At 56.7% G+C, this 18,432-nt stretch carries 23 protein-coding genes and 1 pseudogene; 13 read left to right on the top strand and 11 right to left on the bottom strand.

From position 1 onward, the window contains the following. Nucleotides 1–44: 44 nt before the first annotated feature. The 6 genes from ACZ1HJ_RS08095 to ACZ1HJ_RS08070 form a co-directional block, all read right to left on the bottom strand. Complete coding sequence (locus ACZ1HJ_RS08095) at nucleotides 45–605, bottom strand: F0F1 ATP synthase subunit B (protein WP_472721791.1); 561 nt, start codon at nucleotides 603–605, stop codon at nucleotides 45–47. A 4-nt stretch (nucleotides 606–609) separates the two neighbouring features. Further along, nucleotides 610–1,155 carry a F0F1 ATP synthase subunit B' gene (locus ACZ1HJ_RS08090; RefSeq protein WP_472721790.1) on the bottom strand — a complete coding sequence of 182 codons (546 nt, stop codon included), beginning with the start codon at nucleotides 1,153–1,155 and terminating at the stop codon, nucleotides 610–612. A gap of 87 nt (nucleotides 1,156–1,242) precedes the next feature. Then, on the bottom strand, nucleotides 1,243–1,479 hold the full coding sequence (locus ACZ1HJ_RS08085; RefSeq protein WP_085799500.1) for a F0F1 ATP synthase subunit C: 237 nt from the start codon (nucleotides 1,477–1,479) through the stop codon (nucleotides 1,243–1,245). Nucleotides 1,480–1,557: 78 nt separating this feature from the next. Further along, complete coding sequence (locus ACZ1HJ_RS08080) at nucleotides 1,558–2,346, bottom strand: F0F1 ATP synthase subunit A (protein ID WP_472721789.1); 789 nt, start codon at nucleotides 2,344–2,346, stop codon at nucleotides 1,558–1,560. Further along, nucleotides 2,336–2,680, bottom strand: a complete 345-nt coding sequence (locus ACZ1HJ_RS08075) for an AtpZ/AtpI family protein (protein WP_472721788.1) — start codon at nucleotides 2,678–2,680, stop codon at nucleotides 2,336–2,338. The genes ACZ1HJ_RS08080 and ACZ1HJ_RS08075 overlap by 11 nt, the downstream gene beginning before the upstream one ends. A 219-nt stretch (nucleotides 2,681–2,899) precedes the next feature. Beyond that, nucleotides 2,900–3,322: a universal stress protein gene (locus ACZ1HJ_RS08070; RefSeq protein WP_472721787.1), complete on the bottom strand. Its 423-nt coding sequence runs from the start codon at nucleotides 3,320–3,322 to the stop codon at nucleotides 2,900–2,902. 367 nt (nucleotides 3,323–3,689) lie between these two features. On the opposite strand from ACZ1HJ_RS08070, the gene ACZ1HJ_RS08065 reads away from it, so the two are divergent. Then, nucleotides 3,690–4,040, top strand: coding sequence for an ArsR/SmtB family transcription factor (locus ACZ1HJ_RS08065; protein ID WP_472721786.1), 351 nt, complete (start codon nucleotides 3,690–3,692; stop codon nucleotides 4,038–4,040). Between the two features lie 140 nt (nucleotides 4,041–4,180). On the opposite strand, the gene ACZ1HJ_RS08060 is transcribed toward ACZ1HJ_RS08065, so the two are convergent. Further along, nucleotides 4,181–5,062, bottom strand: coding sequence for a DMT family transporter (locus tag ACZ1HJ_RS08060; RefSeq protein ID WP_472721785.1), 882 nt, complete (start codon nucleotides 5,060–5,062; stop codon nucleotides 4,181–4,183). Next, entirely contained in the window at nucleotides 5,059–5,940 is an 882-nt protein-coding gene (locus ACZ1HJ_RS08055; RefSeq protein WP_472721784.1) for a LysR family transcriptional regulator, read from the bottom strand. Before ACZ1HJ_RS08055 ends, ACZ1HJ_RS08060 begins: the two co-directional genes overlap by 4 nt. Nucleotides 5,941–6,039: 99 nt before the next feature. On the opposite strand from ACZ1HJ_RS08055, the gene ACZ1HJ_RS08050 reads away from it, so the two are divergent. From ACZ1HJ_RS08050 to rimM, 10 genes and pseudogenes are all read left to right on the top strand, one after another. After that, the gene (locus ACZ1HJ_RS08050; RefSeq protein ID WP_472721783.1) at nucleotides 6,040–6,528 is read left to right on the top strand and encodes a hypothetical protein; all 489 of its coding nucleotides are present in this window, start codon (nucleotides 6,040–6,042) and stop codon (nucleotides 6,526–6,528) included. A 182-nt stretch (nucleotides 6,529–6,710) separates the two neighbouring features. Beyond that, nucleotides 6,711–8,222 (top strand): signal recognition particle protein, encoded by a 1,512-nt coding sequence (ffh, locus tag ACZ1HJ_RS08045; protein WP_472721782.1) that lies wholly within the window; start codon nucleotides 6,711–6,713, stop codon nucleotides 8,220–8,222. Nucleotides 8,223–8,226: 4 nt separating this feature from the next. Further along, on the top strand, nucleotides 8,227–8,796 hold the full coding sequence (locus tag ACZ1HJ_RS08040; protein WP_472721781.1) for a GNAT family N-acetyltransferase: 570 nt from the start codon (nucleotides 8,227–8,229) through the stop codon (nucleotides 8,794–8,796). Continuing rightward, nucleotides 8,793–9,335, top strand: coding sequence for a GNAT family N-acetyltransferase (locus ACZ1HJ_RS08035; protein ID WP_472721780.1), 543 nt, complete (start codon nucleotides 8,793–8,795; stop codon nucleotides 9,333–9,335). Before ACZ1HJ_RS08040 ends, ACZ1HJ_RS08035 begins: the two co-directional genes overlap by 4 nt. Continuing rightward, the gene (locus ACZ1HJ_RS08030) at nucleotides 9,332–9,853 is read left to right on the top strand and encodes a GNAT family N-acetyltransferase (protein WP_472721779.1); all 522 of its coding nucleotides are present in this window, start codon (nucleotides 9,332–9,334) and stop codon (nucleotides 9,851–9,853) included. Before ACZ1HJ_RS08035 ends, ACZ1HJ_RS08030 begins: the two co-directional genes overlap by 4 nt. Beyond that, a complete protein-coding gene (locus ACZ1HJ_RS08025; protein ID WP_472721778.1) occupies nucleotides 9,853–10,452 on the top strand; it encodes a GNAT family N-acetyltransferase in 600 nt (199 codons plus the stop codon). The genes ACZ1HJ_RS08030 and ACZ1HJ_RS08025 overlap by 1 nt, the downstream gene beginning before the upstream one ends. Further along, the gene (locus ACZ1HJ_RS08020; RefSeq protein ID WP_472721777.1) at nucleotides 10,449–10,748 is read left to right on the top strand and encodes a chorismate mutase; all 300 of its coding nucleotides are present in this window, start codon (nucleotides 10,449–10,451) and stop codon (nucleotides 10,746–10,748) included. Before ACZ1HJ_RS08025 ends, ACZ1HJ_RS08020 begins: the two co-directional genes overlap by 4 nt. A gap of 46 nt (nucleotides 10,749–10,794) precedes the next feature. Beyond that, nucleotides 10,795–11,181, top strand: a pseudogene (rpsP, locus tag ACZ1HJ_RS08015) (30S ribosomal protein S16); the annotation flags it as partial. 128 nt (nucleotides 11,182–11,309) lie between these two features. Beyond that, nucleotides 11,310–11,939, top strand: coding sequence for a 5,6-dimethylbenzimidazole synthase (gene bluB / locus ACZ1HJ_RS08010; RefSeq protein WP_472721776.1), 630 nt, complete (start codon nucleotides 11,310–11,312; stop codon nucleotides 11,937–11,939). A gap of 141 nt (nucleotides 11,940–12,080) precedes the next feature. After that, entirely contained in the window at nucleotides 12,081–12,587 is a 507-nt protein-coding gene (gene rimM / locus ACZ1HJ_RS08005; RefSeq protein WP_472721775.1) for a ribosome maturation factor RimM, read from the top strand. A 14-nt stretch (nucleotides 12,588–12,601) separates the two neighbouring features. On the opposite strand, the gene ACZ1HJ_RS08000 is transcribed toward rimM, so the two are convergent. Then, nucleotides 12,602–13,048, bottom strand: coding sequence for a hypothetical protein (locus tag ACZ1HJ_RS08000; RefSeq protein ID WP_472721774.1), 447 nt, complete (start codon nucleotides 13,046–13,048; stop codon nucleotides 12,602–12,604). 287 nt (nucleotides 13,049–13,335) lie between these two features. Here ACZ1HJ_RS08000 and ACZ1HJ_RS07995 point away from each other — a divergent pair, with 287 nt between their 5' ends. Together ACZ1HJ_RS07995 and ACZ1HJ_RS07990 are read left to right on the top strand one after the other, a co-directional pair. Continuing rightward, on the top strand, nucleotides 13,336–15,411 hold the full coding sequence (locus tag ACZ1HJ_RS07995) for a bifunctional sulfate adenylyltransferase/adenylylsulfate kinase (RefSeq protein WP_472721773.1): 2,076 nt from the start codon (nucleotides 13,336–13,338) through the stop codon (nucleotides 15,409–15,411). Nucleotides 15,412–15,482: 71 nt separating this feature from the next. Beyond that, nucleotides 15,483–16,184 carry a hypothetical protein gene (locus ACZ1HJ_RS07990; RefSeq protein ID WP_472721772.1) on the top strand — a complete coding sequence of 234 codons (702 nt, stop codon included), beginning with the start codon at nucleotides 15,483–15,485 and terminating at the stop codon, nucleotides 16,182–16,184. On the opposite strand, the gene ACZ1HJ_RS07985 is transcribed toward ACZ1HJ_RS07990, so the two are convergent. Beyond that, nucleotides 16,181–17,059 (bottom strand): lysophospholipid acyltransferase family protein, encoded by an 879-nt coding sequence (locus tag ACZ1HJ_RS07985; protein ID WP_472721771.1) that lies wholly within the window; start codon nucleotides 17,057–17,059, stop codon nucleotides 16,181–16,183. The genes ACZ1HJ_RS07990 and ACZ1HJ_RS07985 overlap by 4 nt on opposite strands. Nucleotides 17,060–17,252: 193 nt before the next feature. After that, nucleotides 17,253–18,401, bottom strand: coding sequence for a DUF2235 domain-containing protein (locus ACZ1HJ_RS07980; RefSeq protein WP_472721770.1), 1,149 nt, complete (start codon nucleotides 18,399–18,401; stop codon nucleotides 17,253–17,255). Nucleotides 18,402–18,432 lie beyond the last annotated feature (31 nt).

Genomic DNA, 18,432 nt, shown 5'->3' with positions numbered 1-18,432 from the left:
TCAGGCCCGGGGTTCCCCAATTTCGAATTTCAAGCGCTCAGGTCTTAGTGCAGCTTGGCGTCCACATCTGCGATGGCACCATCGATCAGCTTGTTCGACTCCGCCGCAGACATCTGCTTGGCAATCACATCCTTGGCGGCACCAATTGCGATCGAGACGGCGCGATCCCGCACTTCTTTCAGCGCGCTGGATTCAGCCGAAGCAATTTGATCTTCCGCGGCCGCCATGCGGCGTTCGATCGACACTTTCAGATCAGCCTTGGCTTGCTCAGCAGCGGCTTTGGCTTCTTCCTTGGCCTGCGCCACAATGCGATCCGCCTGCTCCTGCACTTCTTTTTGCTTGCGCTCATATCCAGCTAAGACGGTCTGGGCCTCTTCACGCAGGGCGCGGGCCTCGTCGAGATCGGATTTGATGCCTTCGGCGCGTTTGTCCAGCATGCCGCCCAGAAGGGAGGGCACTTTGAGATACAGCAGAACGCCCACAAAGAGCAGGAACGCGATCAGCACCACAAAGTTGGAGTTGGCGAGCGAAAAGAACGGTCCGGATGCTGCAAATGCGGGGCTTGCGGCGCTCAGGGCGATCAGAGTTGCAATCGTTGTGCGCATGGTCTCACCCCTTCATCCGTGCGGTGACGGCAGCCGTTACTGACTTGGCATCTGCCTTACCACCCATCGCCGAGACGATTTCCTTGGTGGTGTCCTTCGCGACAACCTTCACGCTCTCAAGCGCGTTGGCCCGAATTTCGGCAATTGCTTTTTCACCCTCGGCGGCCTTGGCCGCGATTTCAGCGTCTGCCTTGGCAATCGCATCATTCAGATCACCCTGAATTTCCGCCTTGGTCTGAGCAACGATGTTTTGTGCTTCAGCGCGCGCATCTGCCAGAGCCTTGTTGTAGGCTTCTTCGGCTTCAACGGCTTTGGCTTTGAAGTCCTCGGCCGCGGCCAGATCATTGGTGATCGACCCGTGCCGTTCCGCCAAGATTGATGCAATCCGCGGCAGGGCGATACGCGACAGGACGAAAAAGATCACGACGAGCGTGACCAGAAGCCAGAAGATCTGGTTTCCAAACCATTCGCCACACAGCTGTGGCATGCCAATGGCGCCGCCGAACGAGTCGACGCATGCGCTGGCCGTATCGTGGGTTTCGGTTGCCATGTCGTCGTCCTTTCTTAGGAAACTTTCCGATTACACCGGGTGGAGGGGTTGCCCGCCACCCGGCCGCAAGGATCAGGTTCCGTAAGCTTAGACGGCGAACATCAGCAGAAGTGCGACGAGGAACGAGAAGATCCCCAACGCTTCCGAGAACGCGATACCGATGAACATGGTTGCGGTTTGGCCACCGGCAGCTGACGGGTTGCGCAGGGCGCCCGACAGGAAGTTACCAACAACGTGGCCCACACCAACAGCAGCACCGCCCATGCCTGTACAGGCCAGACCAGCACCGATGTATGCACCCATTTGTACGACGTCACCTTCCATTTGATTTCTCCTTACGATGGAATTGAGTTGTTCTTGTTGTTCGAGTGGCGGATCATTCCGCCGTTGTTTCGGTTGTCCTTAGTGGTGCGGATGCAGCGCATCCTTGAGATACACACAGGTCAGGATCGTGAAGACGTAGGCCTGAATGAAGGCCACCAGCACCTCAAGCGCGTAGATCGCCGTGATCGCGAGGATCGACAAGGGCGTCACCACAAGTCCGATACCTGTTGAGATCAGGACCATGGGCGCGAAGGCCGCGAAAACTTTGATCACCGCGTGGCCGGCCATCATATTACCGGCAAGACGGATGGAGTGACTGACCGGGCGCACAAAGTACGAGATGATCTCGATCAGGGCCAGGATGGGCCGCAACGGCAGTGGTGCGGCAGAAATCCAGAAAAGGCTCAGGAAACCCATGCCGTTTTTGACAAAGCCCAGGATTGTGACCGCCAGGAACACCGCCATCGCCATCACGGCAGTCACCGCAATATGGCTGGTTGTCGTAAACGCACCCGGCAGAAGGCCCAGGAAGTTCGAGAAGACGATGAAAATAAAGAGCGTCATGATGTAGGGGAAGTACGGCAGGGCCTCTTTCGACGCCACATCTTCAACCATCTTGCGAATGAAACCGTAGCACAGTTCGGCAATCGACTGGATCCGCGATGGGATGATCGAGCGACCGGACGTTCCAAGCACCAAGAGCGCGATGACGCACAGCACTGTCAGAGCCATCCAAAGCGTCACGTTCGTTACCGTGAAAAGACCAACAGCGCCATCACCGAACAGCGGCTTGACGATAAACTGATCCATCGGGTGGAATACCAGCTCGGTGCCTTTTTCTGCGCCGTCGTGCTGCTCAGTCGCCATCTTTCGTCCTCTCGTCATCGCCCTGATCGGGCGCGGTCTCTGTCTTTTGCTGGATTTCCTTGGCGCTGCGCATCATCGTCTTGATGCCTGCTGCCATGCCCAGCAACGTAAAAATCACGAGGAATAACGGGAGTGTCCCGAACAGGCTGTCCAGCCCGTACCCCATGCCAAAGCCGATCAACAGACCGACCACTAATTCGATCACCATTCGCCAGGCCAAATGTGCCTGAGAGTAGTGGGTTTCCTGATGTGGCGTCGGCGCGTCCTGTGCCTTCAGCGCTTCGATCCTGGCCTCAAGCTGCGCTAAACGCTCGCTTTGATCCGGCTCTGTCACGCGGAATTACCCCCATCAATCGGATGCCCTTTGCTATGCGCCGGGGTCCCGTGAGTCAAGCGAGCACGCATCCAGCGCTGAACCAGACTAAGCTGTTGTTTCAAATATATTATTATGACGCGCGAAAATACCGCATCTGCCCCGGTGGAGGCAAAATCCGTCCTAATGCCGATTTGCCGATATTCAACCATTTGGTTGAGCTTTCAGTGTGATGGATGATCACGCATCGTCGCGAACAACGAATACCGAGACCTGCGCGCGCGCGGCCATGCGACCGCCATGCGAGCCCACGAAGTAATCTATCCAGCCCGGTTTGTGGGAAGCCATGACCACCAGATCAGCGCCGATATCATCAACGGCGTCGATCAATATACGGTCCAATTCTGCACTTGGCGCACCGACGCTGTAGGTTCGTGTTGCCACATCTACACCTTCAGTTTCACTGATACCTGCTGCGAAGGCCTCAAGTAGCCGCTCGTCATTTCGCGAAAATTTCATATGGGGTCCGCGCATGCCACCACCAACGGTCACTAGCGTTACCTTGGCATCAAACTGCCGGGCCAATGCGCCAGCTACTTTGACGGCCTTGGCCCATTTGTGGCGATCGGCCAATGTGTATGGCACCATAATATGCTGAAACATGTCCCATCCTCTTGAACGCAGGTCATGCCTCAAGATATCGGGCACGCGGAAATGGGTCTTTGTTCCATGTCAATTCTGGAGCGCATCAATGCCCCGCCGCAACTCAGGTGCGGCGAGGCAACTTGATTAGTACCCTGGGCGACCAGAACCGGCATCAGCGTGAGAACTCTCCGAATGTAGGACCGGAGAGAAGCAATGGCGCGGGTCATGATATCTGCGCTGCCGCACCGACCAGCACACCACCACGTTTTTCAAGTTAGATGAGAATTTTTGTATCACTGCATGGCGGTCTGACAGTAAACGCAACAAAACGGTCGAAAAATTCAGCAATTGACCTCGGCTTTCGAATGCCCGTACCACCGGTGCCATGCCGGAGCGTCTTGATATCGTATTTGCAGCCCTTGCCGATCCAACCCGCCGCGCGATCCTGTCGATGCTGCTGGAGGATGACATGGCCGTTACGGATGTGGCCGAGCCGTTTGATATATCGCTCGCGGCAATCTCCAAGCATCTCAACATCCTGAGCCGCGCCGGGCTGATCAGTCAGGAGCGCCGGGGCCGCGTGAAGTGGTGCAAACTTGAACCAGACGCCATGAAGGAAACAAGCGTCTGGATGCAAGGATTTGGACAGTTCGAGCCCGTAAATTTGGATGCATTCGAACGTTTTTTGGAGACGGAAGATTTGACAGAAGCGTCAAATAAGCCCGACGAAAAATAGCCCGAAGGCAATAAGTAACACGGTACTTTCAATACTAAGCATGGTGATTCCCCCCACGGAAAAAACAACAAAAATGCTTCTACGTGGAGAATTACTCGCCCATAACGGGAAAAATCCGCAGATTTCCCCGGAAATTGCCCTCACGCCTCGTCTTTGAGCAACAGCATCAGGGCCAGAATGGTCAGCGAGACCCCGATCAGGATCATCCCGGGTGGCAAGCCATGGCCCAACGCGGCCTGCCATAGGATCACCCAGCTGGGCGTGAGATAGGTGTATGCCATCACTTTCGCGCTTGGCAGTCTGAGCGACGCGTATTGCAGCAAGACAAACGTCACGGCGGTGGCAAATATCGCCGTATACGCGATGGTGATCCAGACGATGGAGGGGAGGCTCGACCAATCGGTCACCTGGATGTCGCACCAGCCGGCGATCGTTACCAAAAGGGCGGCACCCGCCATCGCACCAAAGGAAAACACAATCGCAGGCTCACCCCGGTTCAGTTTGCGCACCAAAGGGGTGTAGAACGCGTGTGCCACGCACCCTACGAAATAGATCATTTCACCCCGGCCCACCTGAAACGCTAACAGCGCCTGCAGATCAGCGCGAAAAATCACCCACAACGCGCCAACACCACCCACGGTCAACGCCAGCGCCATGCGCCGCGTTGTGATCTGTCGCAGCATCCAATACCCAAAAAGGCCCGACAGGATCGGCGTCAGGGTAAAGACCGCCGAGGCCGAAACCGGTGGCGCTGTTTTGAGCCCTTCAAACATCAGCACGAAATAGATGCCCATGGCGGCGCCCATCAGCAGATATCGCCATGGGGCTGCAAAGGATGCTCGCGAAAATCCGGTGGTGGCCATCACCGCGGCACCGACCAACGCGGAGGCCAAAACAAATCGCACCGCATTCAATGCCGTGGGCGCAATATGCGGCGCGGCCATAGAGCCGAGCGCGAATGATCCTGCGATCAACCCGGAAAAGGACAACATCGCTAGATGGCCGCGCATTGCGTCGGTCATGCAATTTCCCAGGATTTGGCCCGCGCTTTGAGGAAATTCAAAAAGGTCTGCACTTTGGTTGTGCGGTGCAAGTCCATATGCGTGACCAGCCACAGGGGGGCTTGCCATTCATCCAAAGGTGTATGGATTTCCTCCAACCCGCCCAACTCATGCGCGTGGAGTTGCGACATAAACCCGATCCCGATGCCATTCTGAACCGCTCGGCGCAGGGCATGGACATCACCACTGCGGAACACCACACATTCCGACGGAACGTTTTCGCGCATCCATCGGTAAAACGGCGCGCGCGACTTTGCGTCGTCGCTGCCAACAAACCTGTGATTTTCGTATTCAGTTACAGCACTGGGTTTTCCATGCCGCGCCACGTAAGCCTCGCTGGCATAAAGCGTGAAATTTTGCTTCATGAACGGCTGCACGACATTGTCCGGCTGATCCGGAACGGATCCCGCCCGGATCGCCACATGCGCTTCACCATATTCAAGCCGAAAGAGGCGGTCTCCGGTCAGGTACCGCACGATCAGATCGGGATATTCGATCTGGAAATCCGCCAGCACTGGCACAAGCATATGGCTGAGCCCACCCAGAGAGGTAACGACCAATTCGCCACTGACCGCGTCACCCTGCCCTTTGATCCGGCCCGCCAACTGGCTGAATTGATCATCCGTTGCCTGTGCCACACGCAACAGATCATCACCCGCCTCTGTTGGCGTGTACCCGCGCGCATGCCGTTGAAAGAGCCGCACGCCCAGCCGATCCTCCAAGGCATCTATGTGCCGGATGACCGTGGCATGATGCACGCCCAACACTTCGGCAGCCCCGCTGACCGTTCCAATCCGCGCAACGTTGTAGGCGGTTCTGATCTCGTCCCAATTATCCATAATTCCATCTGTGCGATTACCAACACCGAAACCGAATATTCGCTTATTCGTTCGTAAATGCAAGGTGCATTGATCTGGAAAGCTGCGTAACGTTCGGCAATGAAGATCACGCAAAACACACCTGATCTGCTGATCGCCGACGATACCCCGTGGATCATGGCCATACTGTTGCTGGTATTCACGCTGGTTTTCGTCGCTGTTGGACTGTTCACCATATCCGACGGCCAATGGCTTGGTCTGATGTTTATTGTCCTAGGTGGCGGTATGGGTATCGGGGCAATGGCCTTTCTGGTGGAACGCCTGCAAGTTATCCTGGATGGACGTGCAGAAAGGGCCACGATCAGATCGCGTACGATGATCCGTTACAAGGAAACCGTCGTACCACTGGACGATGTACGCCAGGCCGTTATCGAAAAAACGTACCGGAGCCGTGGCGGTGGCCCACCCATGACCCGCCCGTCACTTGTGGTTACGGATGGCGATCAAACCAAGACCATTCCCGTGACCGAAATTTACACCAGCGGTCCGGGGACAAAAAATCTGGTCCCAGTTATCAATAAATGGCTTGAAATCCACCGGGGCAATTGACTCCCGGCTTAGGGCACAGTAACAGCACGGCACATTCGGAAGTCCGTTAAAACTTCCGGTCCCAAGGGATCGCCCTGGGATCGACCTCCGTCAGCGCGTTGCGCCCACGGGGGCGTTTATGATTTGAACCGTTGCCCTTAGATTGAGGCGGCAGAGATGAAACCGGCAAAGGAGGCCGAGGCATGTTTGAAAATCTATCCGAACGCCTGTCTGGTGTCTTTGATCGGCTGACCAAACAGGGTGCGTTGTCCGAAGATGACGTGAAAACCGCGCTGCGCGAAGTGCGCGTGGCTTTGCTTGAGGCCGACGTCTCGCTGCCCGTCGCCCGCGAATTTGTCAAAAAGGTTCAGGAACAGGCCACCGGCCAAGCCGTCACAAAATCGATCACGCCCGGCCAGCAAGTGGTCAAGATCGTACATGACGCGCTGATCGATACGCTGACCGGCGAAGGCGAACCGGGTGCACTGAAAATCGACAACCCGCCTGCCCCGATCCTGATGGTCGGTTTGCAAGGCTCGGGTAAGACGACTACCACCGCCAAGCTGGCCAAACGTCTGAAGGAAAAAGACGGCAAGCGCGTGCTGATGGCGTCATTGGACGTCAACCGCCCAGCGGCGATGGAACAGCTGGAAATCCTTGGCCGCCAGATCGGCGTGGACACCTTGCCCATCGTCAAGGGCGAAGACCCGGTTGCGATTGCCAAACGCGCGAAAACACAGGCCGGGCTTGGTGGCTACGATGTTTACATGCTGGATACCGCGGGCCGGCTACATATTGATGCTGAACTGATCCAACAGGCCGCGCAGGTGCGTGATGTGGCCAACCCGCGCGAGACGCTTCTGGTCGTTGACGGCCTGACGGGCCAGGACGCGGTCAACGTAGCGACGGAATTCGACGATAAGATCGGTGTCTCCGGCGTGGTGCTGACCCGGATGGACGGCGACGGACGTGGTGGTGCGGCGTTGAGTATGCGTGCCGTCACCGGCAAGCCGATCAAATACGTGGGTCTTGGCGAGAAGATGGACGCCATCGAGACCTTCGAGCCCGAGCGTATCGCGGGCCGTATCCTGGGCATGGGCGACATTGTCAGCCTGGTTGAAAAAGCTCAGGAAACCATCGAGGCCGAACAGGCCGAGAAGATGATGAAGCGGTTCCAGAAGGGCCGTTTCAACATGAACGACATGAAGATGCAGCTTGAGCAGATGATCAAGATGGGCGGCATGGAAGGCATGATGGGCATGATGCCCGGCATGGGGAAAATGGCCAAACAGGTGCAGGATGCGGGCTTTGACGACAAGATCCTCAAGCAGCAGATTGCACTCATTCAGTCGATGACCAAGATGGAACGCGCCAACCCCCAGATCCTGCAGGCCAGCCGCAAAAAGCGCATTGCCAAGGGTGCGGGTATGGAAGTTAGCGAGCTCAACAAACTTCTCAAGATGCAGCGCCAGATGGGCGACATGATGAAAAAGATGGGCAAAATGGGTAAAGGCGGCATGCTGAAACAGGCCATGAAGGGCATGTTTGGCAAAGGAGGCCCCAGCCCCGAAGAAATGGCCGCTGGCATGGACCCCAAGGCGCTGGAACAAGCGGCCAAACAGATGGGCAAAGGCCTGCCTGGTGGTGGTTTGCCAGGTTTGGGCGGCGGGGCAGCGTTGCCTCCTGGCCTCTCCGGCTTTGGCAAAAAGAAGTAATCACGTGCCGCTTTCGCTTGATATCCCTCTGCTCGAGACCGACCGCCTGATCCTGCGGGGACCAGAGGCGCGCGATTTCGAACCGATTGCGGCATTCTATGCAAATGAAGGCCGATCCTGGGGATTTGGCGGGCCGCTTAAGCGTGATGATGCGTGGCGCTGGCTTGCCACATCAATCGGCCACTGGGCGTTGCACGGGTACGGCTTTTTCACGATGGAACAGAAGGACAATGGCGTGGCCTGCGGGCTCACGGGTCTTTGGAACCCTGAAGGCTGGCCCGAGCCGGAGCTTGGCTGGATTCTCTTTGACGGGTTTGAGGGCAAAGGACTGGCACGTGAAGGCGCGGAATGCGCGCGTCAGTGGGCCTATGGCGAGCTTGGGCTGACCACGCTGACGTCCAACATTAAGCCGGGCAATGATCGTTCCATCGCGTTGGCCGAGCGTATGGGGGCCGCCTATGAGCGTACCTACGACAATGTGCATCTGGGCGAAGACCTTCTGTACCGTCATCCGTCCCCTGCGGAGCTTGATATTTCGGCGCCCACAGGCACCCAATCGGAGGCCTGCGAATGACACCGCATTTGGCCGACACACCGGTTTTGGAAACCGAACGCCTGACCTTGCGCGCCATTGGTCCGCAAGACATGGATCGCGGTGTGACCTATCTCGGAACCGATCGGACCGTTTACATGGGCGGGCCGTATTCGCGCCATGATGCTTGGGTACATTCGTGCCATCTGATCGGCCACTGGGCCGTGCACGGCTTTGGCCTCTTTGTATATTGCCTGAAAGGAACCGATGTTGCTTTGGGTGATGCCGGGCCGCTCTTTACCGAAGGATGGGTCGAGCCCGAATTGGGCTGGGGCGTCTGGGACCCTGAAAACGAAGGCAATGGATATGCGTTCGAGGCTGTGACGGCCACAAGAACCTATGTCTATCAAACCCTGGGTTGGACAACGGCCGTCAGCTATATCGATCCGGAAAATGCTCGCTCCATCGCGCTGGCCAAGCGGTTGGGATGCACATTGGATCAGACTGCCGCCGTCCCGGACCTGCCACAATGGGAGGGGACGCTCGTCTATCGTCACCCGGCACCGGAGGCGATCCAATGACCACTGCCCGTCACGCCCCCATCGTTGAAACCGACGATCTGATATTGCGCGGGTATCGCGAAAACGACTTCGAGCCTTTTGCGGAATTCTGCACCTCGGAGCGTGCGCAATTTGCAGGTGGCCCGCAGGACCGTTGGGGCTGCTGGCGGTCCTTCATGGCCGGGATCGGGCATTGGGCGCTGCGCGGCTACGGTATGTGGATCGTCGAACACCGCGCAACTCACAAGGTCGCGGGTCGCGTTGGCATGATCTTCAATGATGGGTGGGAAGAACCCGAATTGGGATGGCATATCTATGACGGATTTGAGGGCAAGGGATATGCCTATCAGGCAACCCTCGCCGCGCGCTCATATGCTGCCAAACACTTTGGATTGGACGCCGTCGTGTCTTACATCCACCCCGAAAACACACGATCCATTTCCCTGGCAAACCGACTGGGCGCAGTGTTTGAGCGCGAAGGCAGGTTATTGAACGAACATTGCCTGGTTTACCGGCATCCGGCGGAAGGAGGCACGTGATGATGGCATGTGAAAAACCATCCACCGGACGGGCTGCAGACTTTTCCGAAGAGATGCGCCGCCATGTCCCGCGTCTGGAAACAGATCGGTTGATCCTGCGTGCCCCCGCAATTAAGGATTTCCAATTCTACGCGGAAATTACACTTGATCCGCGTGGATCCCATCTGCTTGAGGAGCCGAGCCGCGAAAACGCATGGTACGATTTCACGCAAATGATCGCGGCCTGGATGTTGCGCGGATTTGGGTTGTGGACAGCTGAGCAAAAGAGCGATGGTCAGGTTGCCGGGTTCGTTTTGCTGGGGTTTGAACCCGGCGATCACGAGCCTGAGCTTGGGTTTATGTTTCGTGAAATGGCCGAGGGTCAGGGCTTGGCCGCCGAAGCGGCGATCGCTGCCCGTGCCTATGGTTTCGAAACACTTGGTCTGCCGAGTCTCGTCAGCACGATTGATCCTGACAATACGCGCTCACGCGCTCTGGCGAAACGGCTGGGGGCCCGTCGTGACGCAAGCGCGGAAACCGCACATGACAATACCATCCTGGTCTACCGCCACACGCCGGCGCGCGCCCATGACAGCCAATCCGAAAGGAATGCCACGTGACAGATGATCATTCCAAAGTTGCCGCCGAATTGCTCAAGGAGCATCGTCACAGCATCGACCGTCTGGATGCGGTGCTGGTGTACACGCTGGCGGAACGGTTCAAACACACACAAGCGGTTGGTGAGCTCAAAGCGAGCCACACCCTGCCTCCATCTGATCCGTTGCGCGAAAGCCAGCAGATCGAGCGGCTTCAGCGCATGGCGCTTGATGCCGATCTAGACCCCGAATTTGCCAAGAAGTTCCTGAACTTCATCATTGGCGAAGTGATCCAACACCACAAGAAACATCAGGAATGACGGGGCGCCAAGCCCCTCAAATAGCTAAGAAATAGGAGAATACATCATGGCTATGAAAATTCGTCTCGCCCGCGGCGGCTCGAAAAAACGTCCCTTTTACCGCATCGTGGCAAGCGACAGCCGCATGCCACGCGATGGCCGTTTCATCGAAAAGCTGGGCACCTATAACCCGTTGCTGCCAAAAGACAGCGAAGAGCGCGTGAAAATGAACATCGAACGCGTTCAGTACTGGCTGGGTGAAGGCGCACAGCCGACGGACCGGATCAGCCGCATGCTGGAAGCAGCAGGCGTTCTGGAAAAGAAAGAGCGTAACAACCCGCAAAAAGGCGAGCCCGGCGCGAAAGCCAAGGAACGCGTAGAAGAGAAAGCGGCCAAAGCAGCCGCGGCTGCCGAAGCTGCTGCCGCACCAGCGGAAGAAGAAGCACCTGCCGAGGAAGCACCCGCAGAAGAAGCGCCTGTGGAAGAAGCCGCAGCAGAAGAACCAGCCGCCGAAGAGGCACCTGCTGAGGAAGCGCCTGCCGAAGAAGAAGCGGCAGACAAGTAAGACAGGAAATCACTGGAATGTCGCAGTTTACACCAGACTTCCAGAACGACCTGCACGATCTGATGCGGTGGCGGCGTGATGTGCGCCGCTTCCGCACAGATGATGTGGACGAGGCGGTGCTGACGCGCTGCCTCGACAGCTTTCTGTTGGCCCCGTCCGTCGGACTTTCGGAGCCGTGGCGCATTGTCCGGGTGCAAAGTGACGCCAGCCGACAGGCCGCACTTGGTAATTTCCAGACCGCCAATGCCGAGGCGCTTGCCGGGTATCACGGCGACAAGGCCAAACTCTATAGCGGGCTCAAATTGTCGGGAATGCAGGAAGCGCCAGTCCATCTGGCAATCTTTTGCGCCGACGATACCGAGAAGGGCGAGGGGCTTGGCGCGGCCACCATGCCCGAAACGCGCGCCTATTCCGTTGTTGGCGCCATCACGCAATTCTGGCTCAGTGCACGGGCCCATGGGCTGGGCGTCGGATGGGTTTCAATTCTTGATCCCGCGCAGCTTTGCCGCGATCTGAACACACCCGATGACTGGCGATTGGTCGCCTATCTCTGCGTCGGCTGGCCGGAGGAAGAAACCCTGACGCCAGAGCTGGAAACCGCAGGATGGGAAACCCGCCGCGGCAGCTTGCCCGTGGAGGTCAGGTAATATGTTTCGACCGATCCGCACATTGATCATGATGTCGATGGTTTTTATCTCCGGCATTTTTTATGAGCGTTTCCAACATGGCGAACGTTGTGTCGCCGCTGGCGGTGAAATGCAGTCAGGCCTCTGCACGGGAGCGTCAAAATGACAAAAGACACGCGCATTTGTGTCGGGGCCATCGCCGGGGCGTTTGGGGTGCGAGGCGAAGTACGCCTCAAAAGTTTCACCGCGTCACCTGAAGATATAGAGCGATACAGCCCGGTTCACTCAGAAGATGGCAGTCAGAGTTTCTCTGTCAGCCTGATTGGTCAAACCAAGAATGGATTTACCGCGCGGCTTACGGGCGTGCAGACCAAGGAACAGGCCGATGCGCTCAAAGGCGTGCGTCTTTTTGTGGACCGCGAGGTTTTGCCAAACCTGCCCGATGATGAATATTACCATGCCGATTTGATCGGTTTGGAGGTTTACGACACGGGTGGTGCACTTTTGGGCCGGGTGGAAAACGTTCTGAACCACGGCGCGTCTGATCTTTTGGAAATCAAACCTGCTGCTGGTGAAACGGTCTTACTCCCCTTCACCGTGGCCGCCGTGCCTACCGTTGATCTGACGGCGGCGCGCATCGTGGCCGATCCGCCCGACGGGCTGTTTTAGGGCTGCAACAAGAGTTAACCGGTTTGTTTTCTGTGCAATAACAAAAGTAGTTCACGCGCATGCTGACCCCAATGAAAGTAGAGTGCCCTGAAGTGGGCATCAGCGTATTCATCACTATGGTTGTCCGCGTACCAAATTGTTTCGCGGAGATCTGAGGTGATATCAGCAATATCGTCAATCGCATCACCCATCATCAAAGTACCGGCGCCTTCTTCTGATGGATCTGTTATCGGATATAACCCAAGCCCCTGAAATCGTTTTCCTGCCTGATCGTAAATGGCTTTCCAGTCTTTTTCCGGTGGTTCGGACAGGTGGTAAGGCGCTTTTGTACTGGCGGTGTTATGGTAGCTCACCAGCAACCGATCGAGAAGCTCAATGAGCCTTGGAATGGAGGGCGGCTCCCCTGTCCACACTTCATCCAGAAACTGTTTAGACGCGATAACGGCTGCGGATTTTGTCATTACATGAGAATGGCATAGTCCAAAATGGTGAGCAATCTTTGCGTGAAATCGCGGTGTGCGGTTTTTGTGTTCACTGATCAGCGACCAAGGCTGACCACCTCCGCGAAGCAAAAAAGTGCTACTTCAAATACCAACTTTCGCGCTGAAGGGGCGGGCACCTGAAAGGTGATGCCCGTGTTCAACTGGCCACAGTCGCGAAACAGTCTGTTGCCGGGCAAATTCCCTCTTTCGAAATTTTGTGAGGTGTGACATGTGTTCATCCGTGAACACACTTTTGAGTCGCGAGTATGAATTCGATTGCTAACAAACCCAGCCTGCCGGAAGACGATCAGCTCTTTCGCCTGTTGCGCCAACTGGACTTGGCGCCAGATGCGTCCCAACGTTCAATCGCCGAGGCGTTGGGCGTGTCGCTTGGTGGTCTTAATTCACAGCTTCGCGCGGCGGCAGATGCCGGGTTCATTCGTATCAGCGAGCGCAAAGGTGCAGACAAACGTCAACGCTTTGCTTATGCGCTCACCTCCCGCGGCGCCGCCAAAAAAGTGCACTTAACAGACGAATTCCTCGCGCGGAAATTTGCAGAATATGACGCTCTGCATGCCGAACTAACCGGCACCGCAAGCAACCTTGCTCCCCTTAAACACAGGACCAGTATCGTGCAGAACAACCTTACCCCCATCCCCGAACTCTACGTGTCGCATGAAAGTGCGCAGAAGCTGAAAGTTGAAGCGGCTGACCTTGTCAGCTGGGATCTGACCCCACGCCAGATTTGCGATCTGGAGCTTTTGATGAACGGTGGGTTCGCCCCGCTCAAGGGCTTCTTGTCGGAGGAAGACTACGTTGGCGTCGTAGAGAACATGCGTTTGGCTGATGGCACACTCTGGCCAATGCCAATCACGCTGGATGTGTCCGAGAAATTCGCCGAAGGTCTGCAAGAAGGCCAGGACATTGCCCTGCGCGATCAGGAAGGTGTGATCCTGGCAACAATGACCGTGACCGACAGTTGGACTCCCAACAAAGCGCGCGAAGCCGAGAAGGTGTTTGGCGCCGATGACGATGCGCACCCTGCCGTCAACTACCTGCACAACACCGCCGGAAACGTGTACCTGGGCGGTCCGGTCACCGGCATCCAGCAGCCTGTACACTATGATTTCCGCGGTCGCCGCGACACGCCAAACGAATTGCGCGCCTATTTCCGCAAACTGGGCTGGCGCAAGGTTGTGGCCTTCCAGACCCGTAACCCGTTGCACCGCGCGCACCAGGAATTGACCTTCCGTGCCGCCAAGGAAGCACAGGCCAACTTGCTGATCCACCCGATCGTGGGCATGACCAAGCCGGGTGACGTCGATCACTTTACCCGCGTGCGCTGTTACGAGGCCGTACTGGACAAATATCCCGGCTCGACCACCACAATGAGCTTGCTGAACCTGGCGATGCGTATGGCGGGCCCCCGCGAGGCGGTATGGCATGGCCTGATCCGCGCCAACCACGGCTGCACCCACTTTATCGTTGGTCGCGATCATGCCGGCCCCGGTAAGAACTCCGCCGGTGAAGATTTCTATGGCCCCTATGACGCGCAGGATCTCTACCGTGAGAACCAGTCCGAAATTGGTTGTGAAATGGTCGACTTCAAACACATGGTCTATGTTCAGGAACGTGCACAGTACGAGCCCAATGACGAGATCGCCGACAAAGACAACGTCACCATTTTGAACATCTCGGGCACCGAGCTGCGTCGCCGCCTGGCGGAAGGTCTGGAAATCCCGGAATGGTTCAGTTTCCCTGAGGTCGTGACCGAGCTGCGCAAGACGCGTCCGCCACGCTCCAAACAGGGCTTTACCGTTTTCTTCACCGGCTTCTCAGGCTCGGGCAAGTCGACCATTGCCAACGCTTTGATGGTCAAGCTGATGGAAATGGGTGGTCGCCCGGTGACCTTGCTGGACGGGGATATCGTACGGAAAAACCTCAGCTCTGAGCTCGGTTTCTCGAAAGAGCACCGTGACCTCAACATCCGCCGGATCGGCTATGTCGCCTCGGAAATCACCAAGAACGGTGGCATCGCCATCTGTGCGCCCATCGCGCCCTATGCCACAACACGTCGTGCCGTGCGCGAGGACATCGAAGCCTTTGGTGCCTTTGTCGAAGTGCATGTGGCCACGACAATCGAGGAATGCGAACGCCGTGACCGCAAGGGGCTCTACAAGTTGGCGCGTGAAGGTAAGATCAAGGAATTCACAGGTATTTCAGACCCTTACGATGTACCAGAGAATCCTGAGTTGAGCGTAGAGACTGAAAATGTGGACGTCGACAACTGCGCGCACCAAGTGATTTTGAAGCTTGAGCAAATGGGTTTGATCGCCGGATAAGCATATCGCAGATCACATCAACAAACGGGCGGCTCTTTGCGGAGCGGCCCGTTTTTGGTTGTATGGCCGGAATGTACAGGATTTCGCTCACCTCAATCCCGCCGCGCCTTCACCGGTTGCGCCCGGTACTACACCACCTCCTGGCCCAAGATCCGGCTCCGGCGCAGGTTCTGCTTTGCCTGCCCCGCGAGTTTCGCCGGTTTCCCGGCCGTTTTGACCTGCCTGACTTGCCGACTGGTGTCTCTTTGCTCTGGTCGGACGTTGATTTCGGACCCGCCACAAAGGTTATCCCTGCGGCCAACGCTTTGAAGGGCACATCGGAACACTTGATCTACTGCGACGATGATTGGTTGATGCCGCCCCATTGGGCCAACGAATTGTTATGCGCCCAGCTACCGGGTCATGCAGTGACCGGCGCGGGTTATGACATCGAACGTCTGGGACGTTCATCAAGCAAACGCGCGCCTCTGACAGATATCGCGCAAGGGTATTCCGGCGTCCTGGTGCAGCCAGATTGGCTGTCTGGTAATGCCATGGATCCGCCAGCCGCCGCGTGGCCCGTTGATGACATCTGGTTATCAGGTCATTTGGCCCGACAAGGCATACTCATCCAGATTGCCGATAAAGCGCGCAAAGGCATGTCCTTAGCCTTTGATGACGCACACAGCCTACAGAACATAACGGTTAACGGCATGAACCGGGATAAGGCCAACCGCGCCTGTGCCGCCCTGATGCACGATGAATATGGCATCTGGCCAGAGCATGACGACTAGCCTTTTTGGCGCTCATTCAGCTGCTGCGCGCCACGATCCGCCAAAGGCCCGATGCCATCTTTCCACCGGCGGTGAATCCAGAACCACTGATCCATGCGTTCGCGCACTTGCGTTTCCAGCCGGTCATTGACCTCTTGCGTCATGGTCACCGCATCGGAAGGTTCGACCGGCTCTTCGACCAGAATTTCGAAATCCAAGCCGTTGTCTGACCGAATGCCCCAGACAGGTACCAAAGGCGCATCAAACTTCAGCGCCAATTCTGCCGTCGCCAATGGAGACATGGCAGGCTTGCCAAAAAACTGCAACGGCACGCCATCATGGGCGTTGAGATCAGTCAAAATGGCCAACACGCCGCCGCTGCGCAAATGTTTGACCATTTGCATCATGCCACGACGGCCCTGTTCAAACATTGGCTGCGACAGCGCGCCCATGGCAGCCGTGTAACGCGTGTTGAACCAGTCATTATGCATGGGACGGTAGAAAACACCCATCTCGAAACCCTGTTCGATCATCGCCACTCGCGCGGCGTTGAAACTACCGAAATGGCCGGTAACGAAGATGATAGGACGTCCGTCTTTCTGTGCTTGTCGGATCGTTTCCATGCCGGGACCAAAAACCCGAGAATGGCGGGTCCGATCGGAAAACTCCCGATGCGAAAAAAGCTCGATCATGTTGCGCCCGGCATTGTCGGGCACGGCCCGCATCAGGCGGCGCACTTCTGCGTCAGGCAGATCGGGCAGTACATGCGCCAGGTTTTCGCGAACCCGCCTGTCGTACCCGGCAATCGGTGCCACCAGCCGCGATGTCATCCACCCCACCAGCGGGATGCGCAGCCGATAGGGAAAGAGGCGCGCCACGGCGATCGGCGCAAACATGGCAAGGCCGATGAACCTGTCGCGCAAGCGGCTGGAAAATGGGGGGTGTCGTCGCTCATTGCCTCGTTTGCCCTTTGGGACCATTGCCGCAGACATACGCTCAAGACCGTTATTTCACAAGGTTTAACCCAATCGCAGCATACCAGACAGGTGCATGGCTGTTGCTTGACGGGACGCGCGTTCGAGGCATCCTTTATTGACGCGGTGGCAGGTTTTCCGGCCGATAATCAGATCGCTTGTCAAACCGGCTGTAAACACTTGGATCAATCTGCGCGTCGGGATCAATGGCACGCGGCTCAGAACAAGGAATGTAAAAACCAAGAAGCTGCAAGCGTTTCTTCCATTCCAAATGACGCACCCGTTTGGGCAGATATTCAAACACCCGCCATGCCAGCGTCATGGAATTATGAAGATCTGCCGTGTCATCCGGGGCCGTGTATTGCCATTTACTGTTTTCAGGGTTCTCGCCCAAAACCAACAACTTGGGCAGCCTTTCACGGAATCGAAGGCCGTTTTCCGCGGCCTCATCCATCATCCATTTCAAGGCAATCTTGGCAGCCCCGCTTTCCGCCTCCGGATATCCGCCACCGATGTCGGAATGCACGCCGGAAAACCAGACCTGTTTGATATCCTGTTCTTCAGCATCTTCGTCTTTGACAAAGGGATTGGACTTGTACAATTGTGGCTCGGCCCAAGGGGTCAGCCGAAACATGCGGCGTCGTTCATCAATGGCCATTGCATGACGAAAACACTGCACGGCCGGGTTAAATTCTGTAAAGGGAAGCCGCTCCAAGGATGGAATGTAAAATCGATCCGGACGCGGAATAATCACCGATCCGACTGTGTCCCAGCACCCCATGAACCGAATGGGCGCGTAGGTGGTTTGCAAGACCCGGTGGATGCGCCAGGCGATCTTGAAATCATCTTCGTGGCTGGCTTGTTTGTAGGCCGTCAGCGCGTAGCCACATAGATTATCCTGCTCGGGCGACAAAAGGCCGATGAGTTTCAGGAAGCCACCCAAGACCCGTACCGTGTACGCCCCGCGACTGAACCCGAAAAGGTAAATCTGATCACCCGGCTGGTAGTGCCGGATGATGAATCGGTAAGCTTCGAGAACGTTGGTATCCAGACCGTATCCCGTTGCCAGGCCAAAAACGCCCTTGGCTTTGTTTTTGAACACGGACCACGGGCCGCTGTTGCTGATCGTGCCGACACCCGGATCATAAAACACGACCTGCTTGTCGTCTTTCTTCAGGATCCTGAAGAACTTCAGGACGTTAGATTGATTTTCTTTGATTTCGTTACCGGTTCCGTCGCAGCAGACCACAATCGATTTGGACATATGCTTTGATCCTTTCAGACCCAAATGCCCG

Source organism: Roseovarius sp. JB2-10, assembly GCF_055693585.1.
The sequence above is the reverse complement of the archived record's forward strand: the minus strand, read 5'-3'. Positions and strand labels throughout refer to the sequence as shown.